Source organism: Pseudomonas sp. S3_B11 (assembly GCF_054667715.1).
Map to the genome: position 1 here is coordinate 2,799,006 of NZ_CP162749.1, position 22,290 is coordinate 2,821,295.

The 22,290-nt window shown below is 61.9% G+C and carries 22 protein-coding genes; 6 read left to right on the forward strand and 16 right to left on the reverse strand.

The window, feature by feature from the left end; translation table 11 throughout:
- Positions 1-25 precede the first annotated feature (25 nt).
- The 7 genes from AB4O22_RS12795 to AB4O22_RS12825 are packed head-to-tail and all read right to left on the reverse strand — an operon-like array spanning position 26 to position 6,734.
- A complete protein-coding gene (locus tag AB4O22_RS12795) occupies positions 26-862 on the reverse strand; it encodes an amino acid ABC transporter ATP-binding protein (protein ID WP_223471807.1) in 837 nt (278 codons plus the stop codon).
- Positions 849-1,637 carry an amino acid ABC transporter permease gene (locus AB4O22_RS12800; protein WP_460096426.1) on the reverse strand — a complete coding sequence of 263 codons (789 nt, stop codon included), beginning with the start codon at positions 1,635-1,637 and terminating at the stop codon, positions 849-851. The genes AB4O22_RS12795 and AB4O22_RS12800 overlap by 14 nt, the downstream gene beginning before the upstream one ends.
- On the reverse strand, positions 1,627-2,361 hold the full coding sequence (locus tag AB4O22_RS12805; RefSeq protein ID WP_460096427.1) for an amino acid ABC transporter permease: 735 nt from the start codon (positions 2,359-2,361) through the stop codon (positions 1,627-1,629). Before AB4O22_RS12805 ends, AB4O22_RS12800 begins: the two co-directional genes overlap by 11 nt.
- Positions 2,358-3,569 (reverse strand): aminotransferase class I/II-fold pyridoxal phosphate-dependent enzyme, encoded by a 1,212-nt coding sequence (locus AB4O22_RS12810; RefSeq protein WP_223471804.1) that lies wholly within the window; start codon positions 3,567-3,569, stop codon positions 2,358-2,360. The genes AB4O22_RS12805 and AB4O22_RS12810 overlap by 4 nt, the downstream gene beginning before the upstream one ends.
- Positions 3,566-4,990, reverse strand: coding sequence for an FAD-binding oxidoreductase (locus AB4O22_RS12815; protein ID WP_460096428.1), 1,425 nt, complete (start codon positions 4,988-4,990; stop codon positions 3,566-3,568). Before AB4O22_RS12815 ends, AB4O22_RS12810 begins: the two co-directional genes overlap by 4 nt.
- Positions 4,987-5,838 (reverse strand): transporter substrate-binding domain-containing protein, encoded by an 852-nt coding sequence (locus AB4O22_RS12820; protein ID WP_367860261.1) that lies wholly within the window; start codon positions 5,836-5,838, stop codon positions 4,987-4,989. Before AB4O22_RS12820 ends, AB4O22_RS12815 begins: the two co-directional genes overlap by 4 nt.
- A 53-nt stretch (positions 5,839-5,891) precedes the next feature.
- Positions 5,892-6,734: a transporter substrate-binding domain-containing protein gene (locus tag AB4O22_RS12825; protein WP_223471801.1), complete on the reverse strand. Its 843-nt coding sequence runs from the start codon at positions 6,732-6,734 to the stop codon at positions 5,892-5,894.
- 243 nt (positions 6,735-6,977) lie between these two features.
- Between AB4O22_RS12825 and AB4O22_RS12830 the strand changes: the two genes are divergently transcribed.
- Complete coding sequence (locus tag AB4O22_RS12830) at positions 6,978-7,835, forward strand: LysR substrate-binding domain-containing protein (RefSeq protein ID WP_223471800.1); 858 nt, start codon at positions 6,978-6,980, stop codon at positions 7,833-7,835.
- A 34-nt stretch (positions 7,836-7,869) separates the two neighbouring features.
- Here the strand turns inward: AB4O22_RS12830 and AB4O22_RS12835 are convergent, their stop codons facing one another.
- The 8 genes from AB4O22_RS12835 to AB4O22_RS12870 form a co-directional block, all read right to left on the reverse strand.
- Complete coding sequence (locus AB4O22_RS12835; protein ID WP_367860263.1) at positions 7,870-8,313, reverse strand: HIT family protein; 444 nt, start codon at positions 8,311-8,313, stop codon at positions 7,870-7,872.
- A gap of 239 nt (positions 8,314-8,552) precedes the next feature.
- Positions 8,553-8,954, reverse strand: a complete 402-nt coding sequence (locus AB4O22_RS12840; protein ID WP_003201215.1) for a response regulator — start codon at positions 8,952-8,954, stop codon at positions 8,553-8,555.
- Positions 8,951-11,134, reverse strand: coding sequence for a PAS domain-containing sensor histidine kinase (locus tag AB4O22_RS12845; RefSeq protein WP_223471797.1), 2,184 nt, complete (start codon positions 11,132-11,134; stop codon positions 8,951-8,953). Before AB4O22_RS12845 ends, AB4O22_RS12840 begins: the two co-directional genes overlap by 4 nt.
- Positions 11,135-11,243: 109 nt before the next feature.
- Positions 11,244-12,074 carry an amidohydrolase family protein gene (locus tag AB4O22_RS12850; RefSeq protein ID WP_460096430.1) on the reverse strand — a complete coding sequence of 277 codons (831 nt, stop codon included), beginning with the start codon at positions 12,072-12,074 and terminating at the stop codon, positions 11,244-11,246.
- Between the two features lie 28 nt (positions 12,075-12,102).
- Entirely contained in the window at positions 12,103-13,392 is a 1,290-nt protein-coding gene (locus AB4O22_RS12855) for an MFS transporter (RefSeq protein WP_003201208.1), read from the reverse strand.
- A 122-nt stretch (positions 13,393-13,514) separates the two neighbouring features.
- A complete protein-coding gene (locus AB4O22_RS12860; protein ID WP_460096431.1) occupies positions 13,515-14,246 on the reverse strand; it encodes a GntR family transcriptional regulator in 732 nt (243 codons plus the stop codon).
- 89 nt (positions 14,247-14,335) lie between these two features.
- On the reverse strand, positions 14,336-15,694 hold the full coding sequence (locus tag AB4O22_RS12865; RefSeq protein ID WP_460096432.1) for a sensor histidine kinase: 1,359 nt from the start codon (positions 15,692-15,694) through the stop codon (positions 14,336-14,338).
- A complete protein-coding gene (locus AB4O22_RS12870) occupies positions 15,691-16,350 on the reverse strand; it encodes a response regulator transcription factor (RefSeq protein ID WP_003201201.1) in 660 nt (219 codons plus the stop codon). The genes AB4O22_RS12865 and AB4O22_RS12870 overlap by 4 nt, the downstream gene beginning before the upstream one ends.
- 131 nt (positions 16,351-16,481) lie before the next feature.
- Here AB4O22_RS12870 and AB4O22_RS12875 point away from each other — a divergent pair, with 131 nt between their 5' ends.
- The 4 genes from AB4O22_RS12875 to AB4O22_RS12890 all read left to right on the forward strand — a co-directional run bounded on the left by AB4O22_RS12875 (position 16,482) and on the right by AB4O22_RS12890 (position 20,509).
- Positions 16,482-16,805 (forward strand): PepSY domain-containing protein, encoded by a 324-nt coding sequence (locus tag AB4O22_RS12875; RefSeq protein ID WP_013693168.1) that lies wholly within the window; start codon positions 16,482-16,484, stop codon positions 16,803-16,805.
- 85 nt (positions 16,806-16,890) lie between these two features.
- A complete protein-coding gene (locus tag AB4O22_RS12880; RefSeq protein ID WP_460096433.1) occupies positions 16,891-17,361 on the forward strand; it encodes a DUF2271 domain-containing protein in 471 nt (156 codons plus the stop codon).
- Between the two features lie 24 nt (positions 17,362-17,385).
- Positions 17,386-19,566, forward strand: a complete 2,181-nt coding sequence (locus tag AB4O22_RS12885) for a PepSY domain-containing protein (protein WP_460096434.1) — start codon at positions 17,386-17,388, stop codon at positions 19,564-19,566.
- The gene (locus AB4O22_RS12890) at positions 19,550-20,509 is read left to right on the forward strand and encodes an FAD:protein FMN transferase (protein WP_460096435.1); all 960 of its coding nucleotides are present in this window, start codon (positions 19,550-19,552) and stop codon (positions 20,507-20,509) included. The genes AB4O22_RS12885 and AB4O22_RS12890 overlap by 17 nt, the downstream gene beginning before the upstream one ends.
- Before the next feature lie 71 nt (positions 20,510-20,580).
- On the opposite strand, the gene AB4O22_RS12895 is transcribed toward AB4O22_RS12890, so the two are convergent.
- The gene (locus tag AB4O22_RS12895; protein WP_460096436.1) at positions 20,581-21,570 is read right to left on the reverse strand and encodes an MBL fold metallo-hydrolase; all 990 of its coding nucleotides are present in this window, start codon (positions 21,568-21,570) and stop codon (positions 20,581-20,583) included.
- Positions 21,571-21,845: 275 nt separating this feature from the next.
- Here AB4O22_RS12895 and AB4O22_RS12900 point away from each other — a divergent pair, with 275 nt between their 5' ends.
- Positions 21,846-22,268 (forward strand): helix-turn-helix domain-containing protein, encoded by a 423-nt coding sequence (locus AB4O22_RS12900; RefSeq protein ID WP_460096437.1) that lies wholly within the window; start codon positions 21,846-21,848, stop codon positions 22,266-22,268.
- The last annotated feature ends 22 nt before the right edge of the window (positions 22,269-22,290 follow it).

A 22,290-nucleotide genomic window follows, 5' to 3' on the forward strand; every position in this document is an offset into this window, starting at 1 on the left:
GGCGGGCTCCATTTTTTTCAAAAAGTCAGACGGACAGGCTGTAGCGACTCAGGTTGGTCAACAGGTAAGGATCATCGGCGATGGGCGGCCGTCGCCCCGGGTCACCCAAGGCATGGCGCAGAAACTCCCGGGTGCGCTCGCTGGTGGGGTGCTGGAAAATCCGCTCGGCGCTACCGTGCTCGACGATCACGCCGTTTTCGGTGAAATAGACGACATCGCTGATCTCCTCGGCGAAGCGCATTTCATGGGTGACCAGTACACAGGTCATGCCCTCTTCGGTCAGCTCGCGAATCACCGTCAGCACCTCGCCAACGGTTTCCGGATCCAGGGCCGAGGTCACTTCATCGAACAGAATCAGCTCCGGACGCATCGCCAGGGCGCGGGCAATCGCCACCCGTTGTTGCTGGCCGCCCGAGAGCTGCCCCGGGTAGGCGTCAGCCTTGTGCTCCATGCGCACCTTGGCGAGCAAAGCACGGGCGTCTTTTTCGGCGGCGGCCCGATTGCGGCCCAGGACCTTGCGCGGCGCAATCACCAGGTTCTCCAGGACCGACAGATGCGGGAACAGGTTGTACTGCTGGAACACAAACCCGACGCGCTTGCGCAATTCGATACGCTGGGCTTCCTGAGCCAGCGCGTGAACCTCGGTGGCACCGACGCGGATACTGCCCCGCTGGGGCTGCAACAGGCCGGTGATGCAGCGCAGGATCGTCGACTTGCCCGAGCCGGACGGGCCGATGATCGACACGGCCTCGCCACGGCGTACATCCAGGTCAATGCCCCTGAGCACCGGGTTGCTGCCGAACGACAGGTGCAGGTCGCGCAGGCTGACCAGGGGTTCGGCGACGGTTTCAATAGAAGGCATAACGTCGCTCCAGGTATTGGGTAAGACGGGAAATCGGGTAGCAATAGGCAAAGAACAGCACCAGCAGGCTCAGGTAGATCACCACGGTGAAGCCGGTCAGGTTCACGGTGTTGCTGGCGATCTGCGCGGTGTCGATCACGTCATGCACGCCCACCAGAGACGCCAGCGCGGTGCCCATGGTGATCACCGCGTAGAGGTTCATCCATGGCGGCAACATGCGCTTGAAGCACTGCGGCAGGATGATCGAGCGGAAAATCTGCCCACGGGTGAACGCCAGGGACCGCGCTGCCTCCCATTGGGTGCTGGGGATCGAGGCGATAGCACCACGGAAGATTTCCGCGACATTGGCGCTGGCCGGCAAGGCCAGGCCGAGGGTGACCTTGACCCAATCGGGGAACGCGACATAGGCACTGCCGATACGAATCTCGAACGGGAACACATACGTGGTGAAATAGATCAGCACCAGCCAGGGCGCGTTGCGGAATATCTGCACCCAGACCCGCGCTGGCCAGCGCAGCAGGCGCAGGGGCGACAGCACCATCGCGCCGACCAACAGCCCCGCGACAGAACCCAGCCCAATCGCCAGCAGGCTGATGAGAATGTTCTGGCCGAACCCTTCGGCCAGGGCCGGCGACCATTGCAGTAACGCCTTGAGCACCGGACTGTGCGGGGCGAAATACACCAGCCAGGACAGCGCCCCCACTCCCAGCAGCACTTTACCGAAATGTCGACGCGGCCAAGTCAGCGGCGCGATAACGGACGAATCAATGGCCATAGCCGGGCATCCTCAGGCGCGCTTCGAGGTAGCGCCCCACGCAATTGACGGTGAAACTCAGCAGGCCGAAAAAACCCAGGATCAGGATCATCAGCTCCAGCACGTTATCGCTCTGGGTCCAGATCATGATGGCCGCGTAGGTGACGTCGCCCACGGCGATGGCCGAGGCCACCGCGGTCATCTTCACCAGGTCGATCAGGTTGTTGATCAGCGACGGCAAGGCAAAACGCAGGGCCAGGGGCAGTTGCACGTTCCATAACAATTGGCGGTTGTTGAAGGCCAGCGAACTGGCCGCCTCCAGGGTTACCGCGGGAACCGCTTCAATACCGGCCCGCAGCGCCTCGGCATGGAACGCTCCCTTGTGCAGCGAGATCACGATCACCACCCAGGCGAAGGGTGTCAGCAGGTTGGCCGCACCGACCGCCTCGGTCAGCAACATGTTCAGCACCAGGAAGGCACAATACAGCTGTACCAGGGTTGGCGTGTTGCGGGTGACTTCGACAAATACCCGCGCAGGCCTGGCGAGCCAGGGCTTGCCCGAGATCAACAGCGCCGCCAGACCGACGCCCGCCAGCAGGCTGCCGACAATGGTCAGCAGGCACAACAGCACCGTGGTCAACGCGCCCTGCTCCAACGTGCCGCGCTGATAGGCATCGAGCAAAAAATTGTAGTTGAGGCCGAGCCCGGCGCTCCAATGAACGAATTTCTCCAGCCAATGACTCATGGTTCGTCCCTCAATTGCCCAAAGGCGAAGGCAATACGGCGGCCCGCTTCGACGACGGTTTCGGTCGCCGTGGCGATGGACAGGCGAAACCACGGCGACAAGCCATAAGCACTGCCCGCAACGCCGGCGACACCTTCGTCCAGCAGGTACGCCACGACATCGGCATCGTGCTCCAGGCGCCGACCGTCCGGGCGATAGCGCCCCAGCAACCCGGCGCAGCGCACAAAGACGAAAAAACCACCTTGGGGCTCGAGGACCTCAAGACCTTCGATGTTGCGCAAGCTATTCACCAGCACATCACGGCGCTGACGATAGGCCGCGACCTGCTGCGCAAGAAAATCCAGCCCACCGTCGAACGCCGCCAACGCCGCTGCCTGGCCGACCGAAGAAGCTCCGGAGGTGGATTGCGATTGCACCACGGTCATGGCATCGGTCAACGCCTGCGGCCCGGCACCGAAACCGATGCGCCAGCCGGTCATGGCATAGGTTTTCGACACCCCGCCCACCAGCAGGCAGCGTGCTTGCAAATCCGGCGCGACGTTGAGCAGGCTCTGGGCCGCACGCCCGTCGAAACGAATATGCTCGTAGAGTTCATCCAGCAGAATCAGCACGTGGGGATAGCGCCGCAACACCTGGGCCAAGCCTTGCAGGTCGGCCTCGTTGTACACCGCGCCACTGGGGTTGCCGGGGCTGTTGAGGATCAGCCAGCGCGTGCGCTCGCCGATGTGTTGCTCAAGCTGTTGCGGCGTGAGCTTGCAGCCCTGCTCCAACCCGCATTCGATGAACACCGGCTCACCACCGTTGAAGCGCACGCTGTCCGGGAAGGACGGCCAGTACGGCGTCGGCACCAACACTTCGTCGCCGTCATCGAGGGTGGCGGCGAAGGCATTGAAGATGATCTGTTTCGCACCGCTGGCAATCACGATGGACTCCAGCGGATAGTCCAACTGGTTTTCCGTGCGCAGCTTGCGTTGCACGGACACACGCAAGGCCTTCACGCCCGGCGTCGGCGTGTACTTGGTGGCGCCAGCGGCAATGGCGGCATAGGCGGCCTGTTTGATGTGCGCCGGCGTATCGAAATCCGGCTCGCCGGTGGTCAGGTCGAGGACGTCGCGACCGGCCTCACGCAGGGCCATGGCCCGGGCTTTGGCGGCGGCATTGGCTGACAACGAGACCCGTTGCACGCGCTTGGACAGGTAAAGGGTCATGGCCGCGTTTCCTCCAGGACCTTGCCCGGGTTGAGCAGGTTGCGCGGATCCAACGCCTGCTTGATTCGACGCATCAGATCCAGTTCCACCGCACTTTTGTAGCGACCCAGTACATTCACCTTGCGCTGGCCGATACCGTGTTCGGCGCTGATCGAGCCACCGTGGGCATGGGCGCTGTCGTGGACCAACTGGCTGAGCGCCGGGTAATGGGCCATGTACGCATCAACCGTGGAGTCCAGCGGATGGGCAACGTTGTAATGCAGGTTGCCGTCGCCCAGGTGTCCGAAGGTGTAGTGCCGCACGCCGGGGAAATGCTGTTGCAGCAGAGCATCGGTATGGGCAACGAACGCCACGATCTGGGAAATCGGTACCGAGATGTCATGTTTCATGTTTCGACCGGCGCGCTTTTGCGCATCGCTCATGTTTTCGCGCAACTGCCAGAACGCCTGGCTCTGGACGAGGTTTTCAGCGATCAGCGCATCGGCCAGCAGCTGCTGCTCGAAGGCCTCACCCAGCACCTGCTCGAAGACTTCCCGTGCATGGCTTTCGCTGTGGTTATCGGACAGTTCCAACAGCGCGAACCAAGGCCAGCGAGTGCCAGGGAAAGGTCGCGGCCCGTCGGGAAACTGCTCGCGCAATAGCGCAAGGCACTCGGCACTGAGCAACTCGAACGCCGTCAGGCTGGCACCAAAACCGGCGCGGGCGTGGGATAGCAAGGCCACTGCCTGCTCCAACGAGTCGAACGCCAGTAGCGCGGTAGCCTGGGCCTTGGGCAGTGGAAACAGCTTCAGGGTCGCAGCGGTGATAATGCCGAGGGTACCTTCGCTGCCAATGAACAGGTCCCGCAGGTCGTAGCCGGTGTTGTCCTTGCGCAAGCCGCGCAGGCCGTTCCAGATTTGACCTTGGGCAGTCACGACTTCCAGGCCCAGAGTCAGTTCGCGGGTATTGCCATAGCGCAGCACCGCGGTGCCGCCAGCGTTGGTGCCCAGGTTGCCGCCGAGGGTGCAACTGCCTTCGGCCCCGAGGCTCAAGGGAAACAGGCGACCGGCTCCGCGGGCAACGTCCTGGACGGTTTGCAGGATGCAGCCCGCCTCGACGGTCAGGGTGTCGTTGTCGGTGTCCACGGCGCGAACCCGATTCATTCGGTCGAGCAACAGCAACACGGCGCGGCCGCTGGCGTCCGGGGTGGCGCCGCCCATCAGTCCGGTGTTGCCGCCCTGCACCACCACGGGTATATCGGTGGCGGCGCAAGCCCGGACTACCGCAGCGACCTCTTCGGTACTGGCTGGGTGTACAGCGGCAATCACCTGGCCGACGAAACGACCCTGCTTGTCGGTCAGGTACGGCGCGGCCTCTTCACCGTCCTGCACATGCCTGTCGCCCACCAGTGCCTGCAACGCCACAAACAACGACTGACTCATGGTTGCGCGGCCAGGGGGACGGCATTGCTGTACTTGGCATGCAGGTCGCGCAGGGCCTGGGACGGCGCCATGCCGGTGCGCTCGCCCAGTTCGATCAGCCAGCCGCTGCGGTGCCACTCGCGCACGATGGCATCAAGTTTTGCCTGGGTATCGTGCTCGCCTTTTCGCAGCCAGATCACCGAATTCGACGGAATCAGATCCCCCGACAGCGGGATTTCATAGCCTGCCCATTCAGCTTCGCTCAACAGCGCATGCAGGGTCGGGCTCACGTGCACCGCTGCCACGCAGCCATTGCCGCGCAACGACAACAGCGACTCGGACTGGCTGCGAAACGCCTTGATCTGCGCGCCGTAGGTTTCCTGCAGGGGCTTGATGAAGTTGCTGCCCTGGGACACGCACACCGGTTTGCCTTTTAGATCGGCCCACTGGCTGATGCCTGAGCCTTTGCGAATCAACGCCGCGCCACCGACCTCTTCATAAGGCGTCGGCACGTAATCGAGAATCTCGCCACGCTCTTCAGTGAACTGCATGTTGGCGATCAGGATGTCGACTTTGCCCTGTTGCAGGAATTGCACGCGGTTCGGCGCCAGCACCGACACCGTCCGGGTTTCCACGCCCAGCGCCTTGCCGATGCCCTGGGCCAACTCGACGTTGTAGCCCAGGTGCTCGCCGGTCTTGGGGTCGATGGTGCCGAACGGCGCACCACTGAGCATCACCCCGACGCTGATGGCGTGGCGTTGCTCGATCCGGTCCAGCGTGGCATCGGCCTGGGCCAGGCTGGCAACGCAGCCGACAGACCACGCCAGGCACAGGCTCACCAGGGTTCGTGGGGCGAAAAATGAAGTCATGGGCGATTACCTTGAGCGTCGGTCGTTGGGAGAAAAGGCAGGCGTGACGCCGCTCAGGCGCCGCTGGCCTGGAACTGTTTCTGCAACTCCACCAGAGCCGGCGACGCCGGGGTGATGCGGTTGCGGGTCTGGGCGTCAATCAGCCAGCCACTGCGATGTAATTGCTTGATAATCGGGTCGAACCTGGCCTGGGTATCGCTTTCACCCTTGCGCGTCCAGACCACCGAGGGTGCCGGGTTCAGCTCCGGGCTCAGCGCGCGGTAGCCCTGCCATTCGGCGTTGTCGGCAATCAGCGGATTGATCAGCGTGGCGTCGTGTACCGCAGCGACGCAGTTATTGCCACGCAGTGCCAGGAGTGATTCCGAGGAGCTCTTGAAGGCCTTGATCTGGACGCCCAACTCGGTGAGCGGCTTGATGTAGCTGCTGCCCTGGGAGGTGCACACCGGTTGATTCTTCAGGTCTTCCCAGCGGCTGATCGTGCTGTCCTTGAGTACCGCTGCGGTGCCACCGACGCGGTAGAACGGCGTGGGCACGAACCCGAGGATTTCACCGCGCTCGGCGGTCCATTCCATATTGGCAATCAGCACATCGACTTTGCCCTGCTGCAGGAACTGCACGCGGTTGGCGGGCAATACCGGTACCAGTTGCACCTCGGCGCCCAGTTGCCGGCCCAATTCCCGGGCGAGGTCGACGTTAAACCCGCGCGGTTCTTGGCTGGCGGGGTCGATGCCGCCAAACGGGCCACCGGACAGCAGCACTCCGACCACCAGTTCGTGGCGTTGCTCGATCTTGTCCAGGGTGGCATCGGCCCGGGCGATATTGACGGCCGACAATGAGATCAAAGCGCCCAGCATGACAGGCAGCAATCGTTTTACGGGTGAGCGCTCGAGCAACATGGATTTCCCCTCATGGATGGCCGGCGTCCCCCGGCCTGATGAGTGGGCATCCTAGGTAGCGCTTAGAGGCAAAGGAAATTCAAATATCTAATATCGTTATAACTCTCAAGGTTCTGTTTCCAGGCAAAAAACGTATAACCGCTGTTTTAAGGGCCTATAGCAAACCATGAGTCGTAGACCTCCCCTCAATCCATAAAAATCTGTAATGTTTAGGTTTGCACCCTTGATATGAAGCCACCCCAAATGTCGACCCTCGATCTCGAATTGCTGCGCACCTTCATCACCGTGGTCGATCACCATAGTTTTGCCGAAGCAGGTGCCCAACTGTCCCGCACGCAATCGTCGGTAACCCAGCACATGCAACGCCTGGAGCAGCAGGTAGGGGTGAGCCTGTTCGAAAAGCGCGGGCGACAAAAACAACTGACGGAAGCGGGCCAGCAATTACTGCGGCATGCGCGGCAGATGCTGTCGCTCAACGATGACGTTCTCAATTCCCTGCGTGAAAGCAGCCTCAGCGGCGTGCTGCGCATCGGTTCGCCCCACGACATCGCCGACACCATCCTGCCGCCGATCCTCAGCCACATCGCCCGCTCGGCCCCGCGCCTGCGCCTGGAAATAGATGTCGGGCGCAGCCCGTTCCTGATGGACGACCTGCATCGCGGCAAGGTCGACATGATCATTTCCACCCGCCAGGACCCGAGCCTTGAAGGCTTCGCCTTGCGCACCTCGCCGGTGTGGTGGATCTGTTCGGCCCAGTATCTTCACAACCCCGGCGAGCCGCTTCCGCTGATCCTGGTGGACGAGCCCAGCATCTATCGCCGCTATGCCCTCGAGGCGCTCGAACGCGCCAATATTCCCTGGCGCCAGGCCTACCTGGCCTCGAACTTGATCGGCATCAAGGCCGCGACCCGGGCGGGCTTGGGTGTCACACCCCGCAGCATGGAAATGCTCGGTCCGGACATGCGGGTATTGGGCGAAAACGATGGTTTACCGCGGTTGCCGGACGTGACTTATCACCTGTGGATTCGGCCGAATACCGTCAACCCATTGGTACGCCGGGCATATGAGTTGATTCGCAACAGCCAGGGCCACGGGAACTGATGCGCCGTTGCCCCTTATGAGTGCTTGCCCAGCATCAGGCTTCTGAGCGAATGCGCTCGACCAGACGCGCCTGGAGTGCTTCCAGCTCCTCGGGATCGGCCTTGCCCCTGCCATGTATACCGGGTGCTTCACCGTCCCAACGAGGAATGATGTGCATGTGAATGTGGTAGACCGTTTGCCCGGCCACGGCACCATTGAACTGCGCGACCTGAACCCCGTCCGGCTGCAATTCGTCCACGATGATCCGCGTCAGGCGCTGCACGGCAGACATCATCGCCCCCAGGACGACGGGCTCGACCTCAAGGATATTTCGCGCCTGGGAGGCTTTGGGAATGACCAGGACATGCCCGCGCGATTGAGGGAAGAGATCCAGGAAGGCCAACACATCGGCGTCTTCGTAAATCTTGTAGCACGGCGCATCGCCGCGAATGATCAGCGCAAAGATGTTCTGCGGATCGTAATGACCGTGGAGACTCATGATCACTCCTTGGAGTTTGGGGAGGTTGGTTACCGGTAAGAGATTTAGCACAGTCAGAGGCCTACTTGAAGCCAAGGGCTGGGCTTGCTCGCGACGGTGTTGTATTCGTTGGCGATGAGATTGCCTGTGCCACCGTTATCGCGAGCAAGCTCGCTCCCACATTGGATCAGCGGTGGAGCTTGATTGAGTGACCACCGCAAATCCCAGGTGGGAGCGAGCTTGCTCGCGAAGGCGGCGGGTCAGTCGACATCGGTGCTGGCAGCCAAGCCGCTTTCGCGAGCCCCGCTCAGCGTAACGGCAATTTTCTGCTGCAACTCACTTTGCGAAAACGGCTTGTGCAGGACCGGGCACTCGGCGTATTCGGCTGGAAGTCCACTGGCGCCGTATCCGGTGCTGAACAGGAAGGGAATATGGCGACCTCGAAGGATTTCGGCCACCGGAAAAACCCGCTCGCCAGCCAGGTTGACGTCTAGGATCGCCAGATCAACCTGCACCGAGCCGGCCATGTCACGTGCTGCAGCGAGCCGGGCGACTGAGGCCACCACTTCGCATCCGAACTCCTCCAGCATGTCCTCGATCAACAGGGCGACCGCGCCTTCGTCCTCGACGACCAGCACCCTGACGCCAACAAATGGGGTCATGCCCCGGTCATCCCAATCAGGAACGAAAAGCGGCAGCAAACGCCTTCTGGAGCGTAGGTGAGGTCGAACTTGCCGGCCAGGTCGCGCTCGATGCAGCGCCTCATCAAGCGCGAACCCAGCCCTTCCCGTTCCGGCGGTGACACGGGTGGCCCTCCTTGTTCGCGCCAGTCGAGGGTCAGCAACGTTCCGTCCGCCCGGGTTTGCAGGTGCCAAGTGACTGCAAGCGTCCCGCTCTCGACCGACATCGAGCCATATTTCAGCGCGTTGATCGCCAATTCATTGAGGGTCATCGTAAGGTTGAGCGCCACGCGAGTGCCGACGTCCACAGAAGGGCCTTCAATCACGAAGCGACCAGGTTCATGCCCAAACACCGGCATCAGCACCTCGGGGGCCAGGGTGTCGAGCGGCGTCTGCCCCCAATGCCGTTTCGTCAAGAGATCGTGTGCCCGTGACAACGCCAGGAGCCTTGCCTCGAAACGCCTGTAGCCGTCTTTCGCATCCTCTGCGTTGCGTGCCGTCTGGGCTGCCAGCGATTGCACCGTGGCCAGGGTGTTCTTGACCCGGTGATTGAGCTCATCAATCAGCGTCTTCTGCCGGTTTTCCGCCTGCTTTCGCTCGGAGATATCCACCAGCATGTTGATGGCGCCCACCAGGTTTCCATCGGCATCATGCAAAGGCGTGGGAAAAGGCGTGAACGGAACGCGGCTACCATCCGGCCGCTCTGCAATTGCCTCGACGCCGCGAATCGGCCGGTTTTCCTTCAGGGCCACCGCCATCGGGCATTGGTCGTGGGGCAGGAAACTGCCGTCCGTGTTGAACAGTTTCCAGGTCACGCACCACTGGTCGCCCAGCCGAGGTGTGCGCCCGGACAGTTCGACAGCGGCGCGATTGTAGAAGGTGATGCGGCCATCGGCGTCGGTGGTGTACACCGCGGCAGGCAACGCCTCGAGAAGATTGCGCATGTGCCGTTCGCTCTCGCGGACCTGGTTTTCCATCCGCCGCGCCAGCGTGACGTCCTGCAGCACTCGCACGCCATAACGAAACGTACCGCTGGCGTCCCTCACCGAAGAACTGTGGATGTCGAGGTAAACGACCTCGCCATCGGGCTTCACGGCGCGTTTGCGAAGCACGTAGTTATCAAGTTCACCGGCCACCTGGCGGGCGTACAACCCCGCGTCCTGCGGGATGCAATCGGGGTGGGTATAGTCCAGGAATGTCATCGACAGGAGCTCTTCGCGCGAGCGACCCAGCATGTTGCACAGGGCATCGTTGACGCGCAGCAAGCGACCGTCGACGCCGGCCTCGGCAATACCGATGGTCGCCGCCTCGTAGGTCGCCGAAAGCCGGTCATCGCTGTCCTGGCGCGCCGCCTCGGCCGCATGGACACAACTCCTGTCGATGGTGAAGCAGCGCGTATTGAAGAGTTTTCCGTCTTCGAACCGGCCATTGGAAGTGATCATGACATGCTTGATCGAGCCGTCCTTTGCCCTCAGTCGCGCCGGATAGCTTTCCAGGCAGTCGCCGCTGCCCAGCTTGGTTAGGATGTCGCCAATGACCGGCTCGTCGAGGTGAAATTCGGTGATGTGGCGGCCGATGTATTCGTCGGCCGAATAGCCCAGTAGCGTCAGCTCCGCCTTGTTGGCTCGCAGGATAATGCCTTCGCCGCTGACGATATGCAGGCCCACCGCGCTGTTTTCGAAAAAGTCTTCGAGGTCGGCGCTCTTGCGCCGAAGCTCCTCGGCCATGGCGTGGTGCGCCGAGACGTCCTGGAAGCAGTTGATCACTCCTTGGACGCCCCCCTGCCGATCCCTGAGGGCGCGGATGTTCATCAGCGCCACGAACCGCGAGCCATCCGGGCGCTCGATGAGCACTTCCTGATTACGCGAGGCAATGCCGGTATTGAGTGCCGAGGCTGTCGGGCAGTGTTCGAACGCCAGCGGTGTACCGTCAGTCTGGAACAGTCGATGGGCGCCGCAGAAACGGTCACCGTTCTCTCCAAGTGCCGGCGCCCTTCCCCACAGCTCGGCCGCCTCACTGTTGTACCTGACAAGCCACCCCTGGCGATCGCACAGGTACACCGCACCAGGAATGGCATCGAGTGCGCTCGTCCCCATCGAGATCAAGCTCTCGTACTCGCTTGGCGCACGGGTTTCCCTGGATAGCTCTTCAATGTTCGACATCCGTCATCCTCAAACCGCCTGGCTGAAACCTTTCACAGGGCATCAATGGAGTCTAGATCCCTATTCATCGGGCGAGTTCAGGAAAACTCAACGTCACAAGCCTCGTGCCTCAAAACTTGAACAGTACCTGGGGTGCCTGGACCATTAACGCCCGCATAAGTGGCCCCGAACATTCCAATGCGCACAACTGCTCCATCACCGTTTCGAAACCGACATGTTCTTCATGCTGCGTGTGCGGCCAGTCGCTGCCCCATACCAGGCGCTCGGGGCCAAAGCTGTGTTCCAGCAATGTCAACGAGGCTCGGGCGAATTCAAGATTCCGCGGCGCCGTTGCGCCCAATCGATAGATGCCAGACACCTTGATCCACACCTGCCCGCCCTGCCCCAGTTCCATCAATTGGGCAAAGCCAGGTTGGTCCAGCCCCAAACGCGCATCCGGACGGCCGAAGTGATCGACCACCAGTTTGATGCCCAATGGCAACAGCTGTCCCATCAATCCCGGCAAGTCCACCAGGTCGGCATGCAACTCGACATGCCAATCCAGCTCTGCGATGTGGTCCAGAAAGCCTTTCCAGGTGGGGTCGCGAAAATCAGGTAGAGCTTGGCCCATCAGGTTCAAGCGAACACCGACCACGCCCAACCGGGCCATGTCGTCCAGCTCGGATCGACTGACGTCTCGCGCCACTACCACGACCCCACGCAATTGCTCTGGCGCTTGCCGTAGCGCGGCCAGCAAGTAGCGGTTATCCGTGCCGAGAAAACTTGGCTGCACCAACACGCCATGGCTCAAGCCGTGAGCGTGCAGATGGCCCAGGTACTGGGCGAGCGTGGCGTCATAGTCAGGTGTGTAGCGCCGGATAGCCGCCAGTTCCAGCTCGCTGCTGAATACGTGGGCGTGACAGTCAATGCCGGTGATCGGCGTAGTGCGGGTATCAACCATGGGTTTCATCTATCGAAAATAAGGGAAATCAGGCTCGGGCGCCCTGGCCGTCACTCTCCACCGCAGGCACCGATGCAGCAGTGGCTTCCAGGCTGCGACCGCGGGTTTCCGGCAGGCAAAGCGCCGCGATCACCGCCACGCCGTAGGCAATCCCGGCGTCGATGCCAATGGCCGAGCCCAAGGACATGGAGTCGCTCATGTGACCGACCAGGAACGGGAACACCGCCGAGAGCACCCGGCCGAAGTTGTAGCAGAACCCCACGCCGGCGCCGCGGACATCCGCCGGGTACAACTCGTTGAAAAACGCCCCGAGGCTCGCCGGAATACCTGCCGCGAAGAAGCCGAGCGGGAAGCCCAGGAACAGCATCTGGGTGTTGCTCAACGGCAGGAACACATAACACTGCACGGTCACCACGCAGCACAGCGCGAACAGCACGATGTTCTTGCGACGCCCGATGCGATCGATCAACAGGCCACTGACCACGCAGCCGCACCAGAAGGCGAAGATGATCACCGCCAGGTAGCCGCCGGAGTTGAGCACCGACAGGTTGCGCTCGGTCTTGAGGAAGGTTGGCAGCCACGTCATCACCGCGTGGTAACCGCCGTGCGCCCCCAGCCCCAACAGCCCGCCAAACAAGGTCACGCGGATCAGCTCAGGACGAAAGATACCGCTCAGGGATTTGAAGAAACTTTGCGGGATGACGTTGGCTTTTTGCAGGCGCTGGAAACTGTCGGGTTCTTCAACGTTGCGCCGTACCCAGATGATCAGGAACGACGGCAGGAGGCCCACGATGAACATCACCCGCCAGGCCATGTCTTGCGGCACAAGGGAGTAGATCAGCGTGAAGACACCGACCGCCAGCCCCCAACCCACCGCCCAGGCGCTTTGTACCGTGCCCATGACCTTGCCGCGGTACTTGGGGTTGATGGTCTCGGCCATCAATACCGCACCGGCGGCCCATTCACCGCCGATGCCGAAGCCCTGCAGCGCCTTGACGATCAACAACGAGTGGAAGCCGGTGACGAACGCCGACAGGAAGGTAAAGAACGAAAACCACAGGATCATCCATTGCAGCGTGCGCACCCGTCCGTAACGGTCCGACAGCGTCCCGCCAACCCAACCGCCAATGGCCGAAGTGACCAAGGTCACGCCGCTGACCAGCCCGGCATCGCCCTTGGTCAGGGCGAACGCGGCGATCAACGCCGGTATCGCCAGGCCGAACATCTGTACTTCCAGCGCGTCGAGCGACCATCCGCCGAAACAGGCCCAAAACGTTTTGCGCTCCCGCGCAGTGACTTGGCGATACCAGCTGAACATGATTCTTATCCTTGTAAGTGGAACGAAAGGCAGCCGAGAGCGAACCGCGCCGCTACAGGGCCAGTCATGGCAAACAAAACGATAAGGGCTGCGGCGACCGACTCGCCGCTAACCCGGTAGGGTCAGCGGATTTCCACGCTGTAGCGGAAGTGCTCGGCATGCCCGCGCGAGCGTCGCCACTCCAGGGGATTGCCGGCGTAGTCCCGCGCCAGACGCTCGATCACCACCACCGGACTGTTGACCGGCACCTGCAGCAGCCGCGCGTACACCTCATTCACCGATTCAGCGGTGAGGGTTTCTTCGGCAGAGGCGACCACCTGGCCGCAGGTTTCTTCATAGATGGGATAAAGCAGCGGTCCCTTTTGACTCAGGTCGATCTCGAGCAAGGGTTGGAAACGGTCGCGGGGCAGCCAGATTTCTTCGGCGAGCACCGGCGCCACATCCAGCAGACGCACCCGCACGATGCGAATCACCGGCGCATCCGCCGGCAACCCCAGCGCCTGGGCCACCGCCGAAGGCGCGGCCACCGGCTCCACGGACAGGATCCGGCTCTCGGGAACCCGGCGTTCGCCTGAAGCGCTTTGAAAGCGGAAAAACCGGAACAGCGACGACTGGAATTGCGGCCGGCGAATGAAGGTGCCGCGCCCCTGCTGGCGCTCCAGGACGCCCTCGCTGACCAGCGCATCGATGGCCTTGCGCACCGTGCCGGTAGACAACTGGTATTCGGCCGAGAGTACCGCTTCAGTAGGAATCGCCTCCCCCGGACGCCAACGGTTATTGGCGATCTGTTCAGCCAATTGGTCGCGTAAACGTTGATACAGCGGCAGGCGGACATCACTGGAGAGAGATTTCATTGACCTTATTCACCTTGTTATCTAGTCATATATATGAATATGCACGAGAGTATTTGCTCAAGGTCGATTGCTTGTCAAGAATGCGCAGGTTAGCTGGCTGACGAATGGCCGGCGGCAACAGTGGCAAGCGGTAGCCGGACCTGCACCTCGAACCCCTCCTGTCGGTCTTTTGCCGGGGACAACAATTCGATTCGTCCATTGATCCCCTGCACAATCGTCTTGACGATCGCCAAGCCCAATCCCGACCCACTGGTTTCGCTCTGGCCGCGCACGAAACGTTCGGTCAGGTTCTGCAGGACGGCCACCGGCACCACCGGTCCGGCATTGATCACCCGCAGCAGTGCCTGGTCCGTGAGGGTGACTTCGATGGGTTGATCCATCGCACCGTACTTCAATGCGTTTTCGATCAGATTGCGCAACAGGATGCCGAAGGCGTCCGGGTCGACGGTCGAATACACATGGGCCTGGGCAGGAAGTTGCAGCGCGATCTGGCGGCTGCTGTTGTGCCGCCACTCATCCACCACGTGAGCCAACAATGGGACCAGGTCCTGGGGCGTTTGCGAGAGCAGTCCGCCCCCTTCAGCCTTGGCCAGTTGCATGAGTTTTTCCGATAACCGGGCCAATTCGCGCAAAGCGCTTTCGATTTTTTTCGCACGTAAACGCAACGGACCTTCAGGGGCCTCCTGGTACAGCCGCTGGACTTGCGCCAATGTCGCGGCCAAGGGTGTACGCAGCTCATGTGCGCTGTTGGCGGTGAAGCTGCGTTCGGCCTCCAGGGCCTTGCGCAAGCGCTCCAGCAGGCGGTTGACCGCATCCGCCAAGGGGTTGATTTCTGCCGGCAGGCGCGACACCTTGATCGGCGACAGATCACCCACGCCGCGGGCCTCTACGGCGTGACGATAGGCCAGCACGCTGCCCAGGCTCATGCGCACCAATAGCCAGGTCCCCAACAGGCTGATGGGGATCAGCGCCAATAATGGCCACAACAAGGCAAACAAGGCTTCTCGTGCGGCCCCACGACGATGGCGCAGCGGCTCGGCGACTTCGATGAATACCGTCTCGCGCAGCGCACTGGCGCCATACAGACGGTACTTTCCAGTCGTGGAGAAACCTTCAATCGGATGTTTGCTGAATACCTTCGGGTTGGCATCGTGGGACTGCATCAGGACCTTGCCCTCGGCATCGCGCACCAGATAACTCAAGTACTCCTTGTGCATCTTCAAAGTGGCAACCTGCTGCGCCTCGCCCGGGGTTTCCCGGTTGCTGATTTCCAGCACGGCCAGGGGCAGGATGCGTTGGGCGGTCTCTTCCAGTGCGCTGTCAAAGGCCTCGTTCAACTCATGTCGTACGCCGCGCCAGGTGCCGACTGTCGCCACCAGCCAGAGCAACGTCATGCCCAGTGTCAGGCCCAGGCCCAGACGTTTTTGCAGGCTGAAGGTCGTCTTCATGCCGACACCATCCGGTAACCCATGCCCCGCACGGTCTCGATCAGGTCGCGCCCGAGTTTCTTGCGCAATCGACTGATATAGACCTCGATCGTGTTGCTTTCGATTTCGGCACCGAAGGCGTACAGCCGATCTTCGAGTTGCCCCTTGGACAGCAGCGCGCCGGGACGCTGGATGAATGCCTCCAACAGCGCCCATTCCCGGGCCGTGAGTTCCACGGCCACGCCGGCCCGCTGCAACGTACGGGCCGTCATATCGACGTGCAGCTCACCAAGCCTGATCTGGGGATTGGGGTTGCCGCTGTAACGACGGGCCACCGCAGCCACACGGGCCGACAGTTCAAACAGATCGAAGGGTTTGACCAGGTAATCGTCGGCACCGGCATTGAGACCGGCGATTCGATCAGAGATCTGGTCCTGGGCCGTCAGGATGATCACCGCAGTCGCGTCACCTGCGCTGCGCCGCTGACGCAGGAAGTCCAGCCCTCGACCGTCCGGCAACATCAAGTCAAGCAGGATCAGGTCATAAGCGGTGGTGCTCACGCTGCTGCGTGCTTGGGCAAGGTTTTGCACCCAATCAACGGCATGGCCGTCATCGGCGATCTGCTCGCGCACCGCATCCCCCAACCGTGGCGAGTCCTCAACCAATAAAACCCGCATCGGGCAGCTCCTGTAATCGTGGTTTGCCGCACCTTAGCGGCCTTACCTGACGTGAATCTGAAGATTCAGCTGGCTGTCAGGAATGCACCGTAGGGTATGCCCACAACGAAGCCCCCGGCAGGAGACAGATCATGAAATCAGGTTTTATCGCCAGCACTGCGCTGATAAGTGTGCTGGCCAACGGTTACGCCTTGGCCGATGACGACTGCGGCGAACCGGTCAACGACTGGCAGCCACGGGAAACCCTGCGCCTGCAGGTGGAACAGCGGTACGGCTGGAAGGTGCAGCGCATCAAGGTCGACGACGGCTGCTACAAGCTCAAGGGCCTGGACCGCCAGGGCAATGTCATCGAGGCCCGCTACGCACCGGCGTCGCTGCACCTGCGCAAGCTCGAGATCTACTTCCGGGACGATGACGATGCCAGCGCTTACCTCGCCCCTGCCCCCGCACCGTGACATTTCGACGCGTTGATCCTGCCGTTCAGGTTGCTGTCAGCAAGCAGGTCCAGGCTCTCGCCCCAACGATCAAAAGGACAACCCCATGAAAAAAATCATCGCTGCAACCTGCCTCGCCGGCGCCATCATTCTGCCGGGGCTGGCTCAGGCCCGTGAAGTAACCCTCACCACCCAGCTCAAGCGCTACAGCGGCAACGATGCGTACCTGGCGATCTACGTCACCGACGCCAGCGGCCAGTACCAGAAAACCCTCTGGGTGGCTGGCAAAAAGACCAAGTACTACAAGCACCTGGCCGACTGGGCCCGTGGAAGCAAGCTGAACCCCAGCGAGTACGACGGCGTCAGCGGCGCCAGCGTTGGCAGCGGCGACACCCTCAAAGTCAGCGTCGAGCTGGCAGACACCCTGATCGACGCCGGGTACCAGATCCGTATCGATAGCGCCGTCGAGGATAAGCGTGATGCCCGCGCCGACGTCAGCGTGCCATTGACCCGCGAAGGCGCAGGCAAGCCGGCGGCCGGTAATACCTACGTCGATTCCTTTACTTACGATTTGTAGCACCTACCTGTTCGGAGGCCGAACATGCTTCGCCAGCTCCACTCCCTGCCCGGTCTGATCGCCGCCCTGTTGGTCATGCTCTTGGCCATCAGCGGCGCGATGTTGTCTGTCGATCCGGCCCTTGAACGCCTGAACAACACGTCCACTGCGGCCGGGCAAGTCAATGTCGGCCAGTTGGCCGGACGCGTTGCCAGTCACTTTCCGGGCGTGGAGCAGATCCAGCGCACAGCGTCCGGGACCGTCATTGTCTACTTCAATCAGGACGGCCGGGTCGGGGCCGAAAAGGTCGACCCACTGACCGGGCGAGGCCTGGCCCCCTACGAACCCTCCGCTTTCTCACGCTGGATGAAAGACCTGCACCGCTCGCTGTTTCTTGGCACACCGGGCCACGGGGTGTCAGGCGTCGGCGCGCTGTTCATGCTGATGCTGTCGGTGTCCGGGGCGCTATTGCTGGTCCGGCGGGTCGGCGGCTGGCGCAACCTGCTGCGGCCATTGCGGGGCGACTTCAGCCAGCGCTGGCACGCTGAGGTCGGTCGCCTAGCGTTGCTTGGGCTGCTGTTATCGGCACTGAGCGGGCTCTACATGTGCGCCACGACCTTCGACTTCATCGCCGATGGCAGTCAGAGCGAGCCTGCATTCCCCGACCACATCAGCGCAGGCTCGGCCTCGCCCGTGGCGAGCCTGCAAGCTTTGCAGGCCACCGATCTGACCGACCTGCGCGAGCTCGTCTATCCCAGCCCGAATAATCCGCAAGACGTGTTTTCCCTGCGCACGGCCCAGGGTGACGGCTACGTGGACCCGGTCAGCGGTGTCCTGTTGTCCTATCAAGCTCACGACTCGATGCGCAACGTCTACGAGTTGATCTATCAGTTGCACACCGGTGAAGGGCTCTGGTGGCTGGGCCTGTTGCTGGGCCTCTGTGCCCTCGGCGTGCCCCTGATGAGCATCACCGGCATCCTGATCTGGTGGCGTCGCCGCCAGGCCGGGCCGAATATCCGCCATAACAGCGCTGCGCAAACCGCCGACACCGTGATCCTGGTCGGCAGCGAAACCAACAGCACCTGGGGCTTTGCCAACACCTTGCATGAAGCCTTGCATCAAGCCGGCCACCGCGTTCACAGCGCGGCAATGAATCAATACGCCAACGACTACGGCAACGCTCAACGCGTGTTGATCCTCACCGCGACCCACGGTGACGGCAATGCTCCGGCCTCGGCTTCGCAGTTCCTGGCGCGGCTGGCCGAAGCCGGCCTGAAACCTGGCCAGGCGTTTGCCGTGCTGGGTTTTGGCGACCGGCAGTTTGCGCAGTTCTGTCAGTTTGCCCATCAAGTACAGGAAGCCTTGTTGCAGGCCAGTGGCACGCCGTTGATCGACCTGGAAACCATCAACCGCCAGTCCTCCCAGGAGTTCGCTCGGTGGGGCCACGCCGTGGGTGAAGTGCTGGGGCATGACTTGACGCTGACCCACACCCCACAGCCGCCCCGCACCCATCAACTGATCCTGGTCGAGCGCATTGCCTATGGTGAACAGGTAGGCGCGCCCACCCACGTGCTGCGTTTCAAAGCATCAGGAACGTTACCGGCCTTTGAAGCCGGTGATCTGGTCGGCATCCTGTCCCCTGGCAACCCCCTCCCGCGGTTCTACTCGCTGGCCAGCAGTTCACAAGACGGAGTGCTGGAGATCTGCGTACGCAAACACAAAGGAGGTCTGTGCTCGTCATTCCTTCACAGCTTGGAGATCGGGGCGACCATCGACGCCTTTATCCAACCGAATCCACAATTTCGTCCCGCGTCGGGCGCTCATCCGGTGATCCTGATCGGTGCCGGTACCGGCATCGGCCCGCTGACCGGTTTTATCCGCAACAACAAGGCCCACCACCCCATGCACTTGTATTGGGGCGGGCGCAACCCGACCTCGGATTTCCTCTACGAAGCCGAGCTTAACCATTACTTGGCGGACCAGCGTCTCACCGCATTGCACGCAGCCTTTTCCCAGGTCATGGACCGTTCCTACGTGCAGGACCGGCTGATCAGCGACGCCCTGATGTTGCGTCGGCTGATCGAAAAAGGCGCCCAGGTACTGGTTTGCGGCGGTCGCGAGATGGCCAAGGGGGTGATGCTGGCCCTGGACGAAGTACTGGCACCGCTGAACCTGAATGTGCGGACCCTCAAGGCACAAGGACGCTATCGTGAAGACGTCTACTGAATTGCAGCGCTACAGCCTGAGCGGCGAAACCATGGGCACGCGCTATACCGCCCTGTTCTATGCCGAAACCGAACTCGACACCCGCCCGATCAGTCGCAGCCTGGCGCACGCCGAGGGCCGGGTGGACCAGCAAATGTCGACCTGGAAAGCCGATTCGGACCTCAATCGCCTCAACAACGCACCGTTGCAGGAATGGATAGCGCTGCCCGAGGAACTGACCACGGTATTGTCTGCGGCGCTGCGCGTCAGCCGCCAATCGGGCGGCGCCTTCGATATCGCCGTTGGTGATCTGGTGGACGCCTGGGGCTTCGGTCCCGGCGAGCTGTCCATCACCGAACCGGTGCCTGCGCCAACTCGACGCTCGGCCAGTGCAGCGCTGGTCGTTGATTCACAACGCAACCTGGTGCGCAAACAGGCACCGCTTAACCTCAATTTGAACGGCATTGCCAAAGGTTTTGGTGTCGATGAGCTGGCCCGCTGCCTGGACAGGTTTGGCATCGCGCGCTACCTGGTAGGCATCGACGGCGAGATGCGCGCCCGCGGCAGCAAACCTGATGGGCAGCCCTGGGTCGTGGCCCTGGAAAAACCCCGCCGGGGCGTGCGTGAGGTCATGGGCGTGATGGAACTCAGCGACGCCGCCATCGCCACCTCCGGGGATTATCGACACTGGGTCGACGTCTGTGGGCAATCCTTCGCCCACACAATGAACCCGGCCACCGGCGCCCCACTGTGCAACGCACTCGCAGCCGTCACGGTGGTGTCGACTTCATGCATGCTCGCCGACGCCTGGGCCACAGCGCTGATGGTGCTGGGTGAAACCCAAGGCCCCCGCCTGGCACAAGAACGCGGGATGGACGCATTGTTCGTCGTGCGCGACGGTTTGCAGCTCAAGGAAATATCCATAGTCGGCGGACAGTTGCAGCCTCAGGTTCAAACGCGCTGACGCCGACGCCCGGGTGTCGAGGTCTCCGGCCGTGAGGCAACACCTGTTCTAACGGCGCGAGCGATTGGATTTCACTCGATCATCGGCACCTTGGCTGCCCGTTGATAAGGCCCGTACTCGACCGGTACCCACTGGAAGTGCCCGCCCACTGCACTGATATGCCCTATCCCCGGAAACGGCAAATGCGCCGCTGTCACCCAGGTCCTGGTAGTGGCCGAGGAATTGAACACCTTGGCCCGGCTCTTGATTGCCTGTTGATTGTCGACATCAAAACGAATCGACACTTCAGGATGCTCGAACTGCACCGCCAGGTTATGCACCAGGTCCCCCATGAACAGGATGCTCTGGCCTTGGGAGGTAAACCGGTACGTGGTACTGCCGGGCGTATGCCCTGGCTCCAGCTCGGCGTCGACATCGGGCAGCGGCGACTGACCGCTGGCGAAGGTCTTGAAGCGGCCGGCTGCCACATAAGGGGCGGTGGAATCCTGAGCGATCTTGAAGAATTCCCGGGCACCGGCCGGCGCCTTCGCCAGTGCCTGGGGATCGAGCCAGTAATCGGCTTCTGCCTTCGCGGCATAGACTGTAGCGTTGGCAAACAGCGGTTGCTGCTTGTCGTCGACCAGCCCGCACACGTGATCCAGGTGCAAATGAGTGAGCAAGATGGCATCGACCTGCTCCGGGCGATAACCGGCGGCCTGCATGTTCGCCGAGAGCATTCCAGCCGTGGCGCCGATACATTGGCCGGCACCGGTGTCCACCAGGATCAGTTGCTTACCGGTATTGACCAGAAAAGCGTTGAACGCGGTCTGCACCCCCGGCGTTTCAATCGAGCGACGGGCGAGCAAGGCGCGGATCTGGCTTTGGCTCAGGCCTTCGAGCAGCTTGGGCGACAGATCGTTGTAGCCATCGAACAGCGCCGTCACTTCGTAGTCGCCCACCGCCAAGCGGTAGTAACCGGGTACTTGAGTGCCCTGCAGCGGCGCCTGGGCCAGGGCGCCCAGCGATGTCAGCGCCAATGCCAGGCCCGCCCCGCGCAGTGTGCACGCCAGAGAATGCTTCATACCTTCACCTTGATCGAGTCAGAAGAACGGCCACTCATACACCAGCCGGAGAAGGTCATCATGCACTCGTCTCACCCCGCAGAACTTGCAGGCATGTGCTGAGTGAGTACTGCGTCCGGTGCTGCACCTGAACGCAATTAACAACGTTTAACTCGCACGCTCGCGCCTCACGCCCAAGAATGAAGCCCTCTGCCCAGACCTGTTTTCTCAAGCGGGAAGCTGGCCGTCCACCGTACGGTGCGCCCGGCATTTCCCACTGACACGGAGTTTTTGTCATGGCTCGTGCATCACACACCACCGTCAGGGCGGCCATCAAGCCAACGCGCAAAGCCGGCACCGGGGGCCTGTCTCCCTGGCGCGAAAGCCTGGTCAAGAAAGTGATTCTCGACGGCCTCAGCGACACGCTGGAAATCACCGAACTGGCCAAGGCCTGCGCCCTGTCCCGCAGTCATTTTTCCCGAGCATTCAAATGCAGCACCGGCCAGTCCCCTCAAGCCTGGATCCGTAGCCAGCGCATCGCCCGGGCCAAGCAACTGATCCGGGAGACCGACTTGACCCTGACGCAAATCAGCCTGGAATGCGGGTTCTGCGACCAGGCGCACTTTTGTCACATCTTCACCCACAGCGAAGGCATCAATCCGTTTGCCTGGCGGTGTCGGGAACTGCGCGCTCAGCCGTACACACCTGGCTGCGCGTAGTACCGCCCTCTTCGCCCGCCCA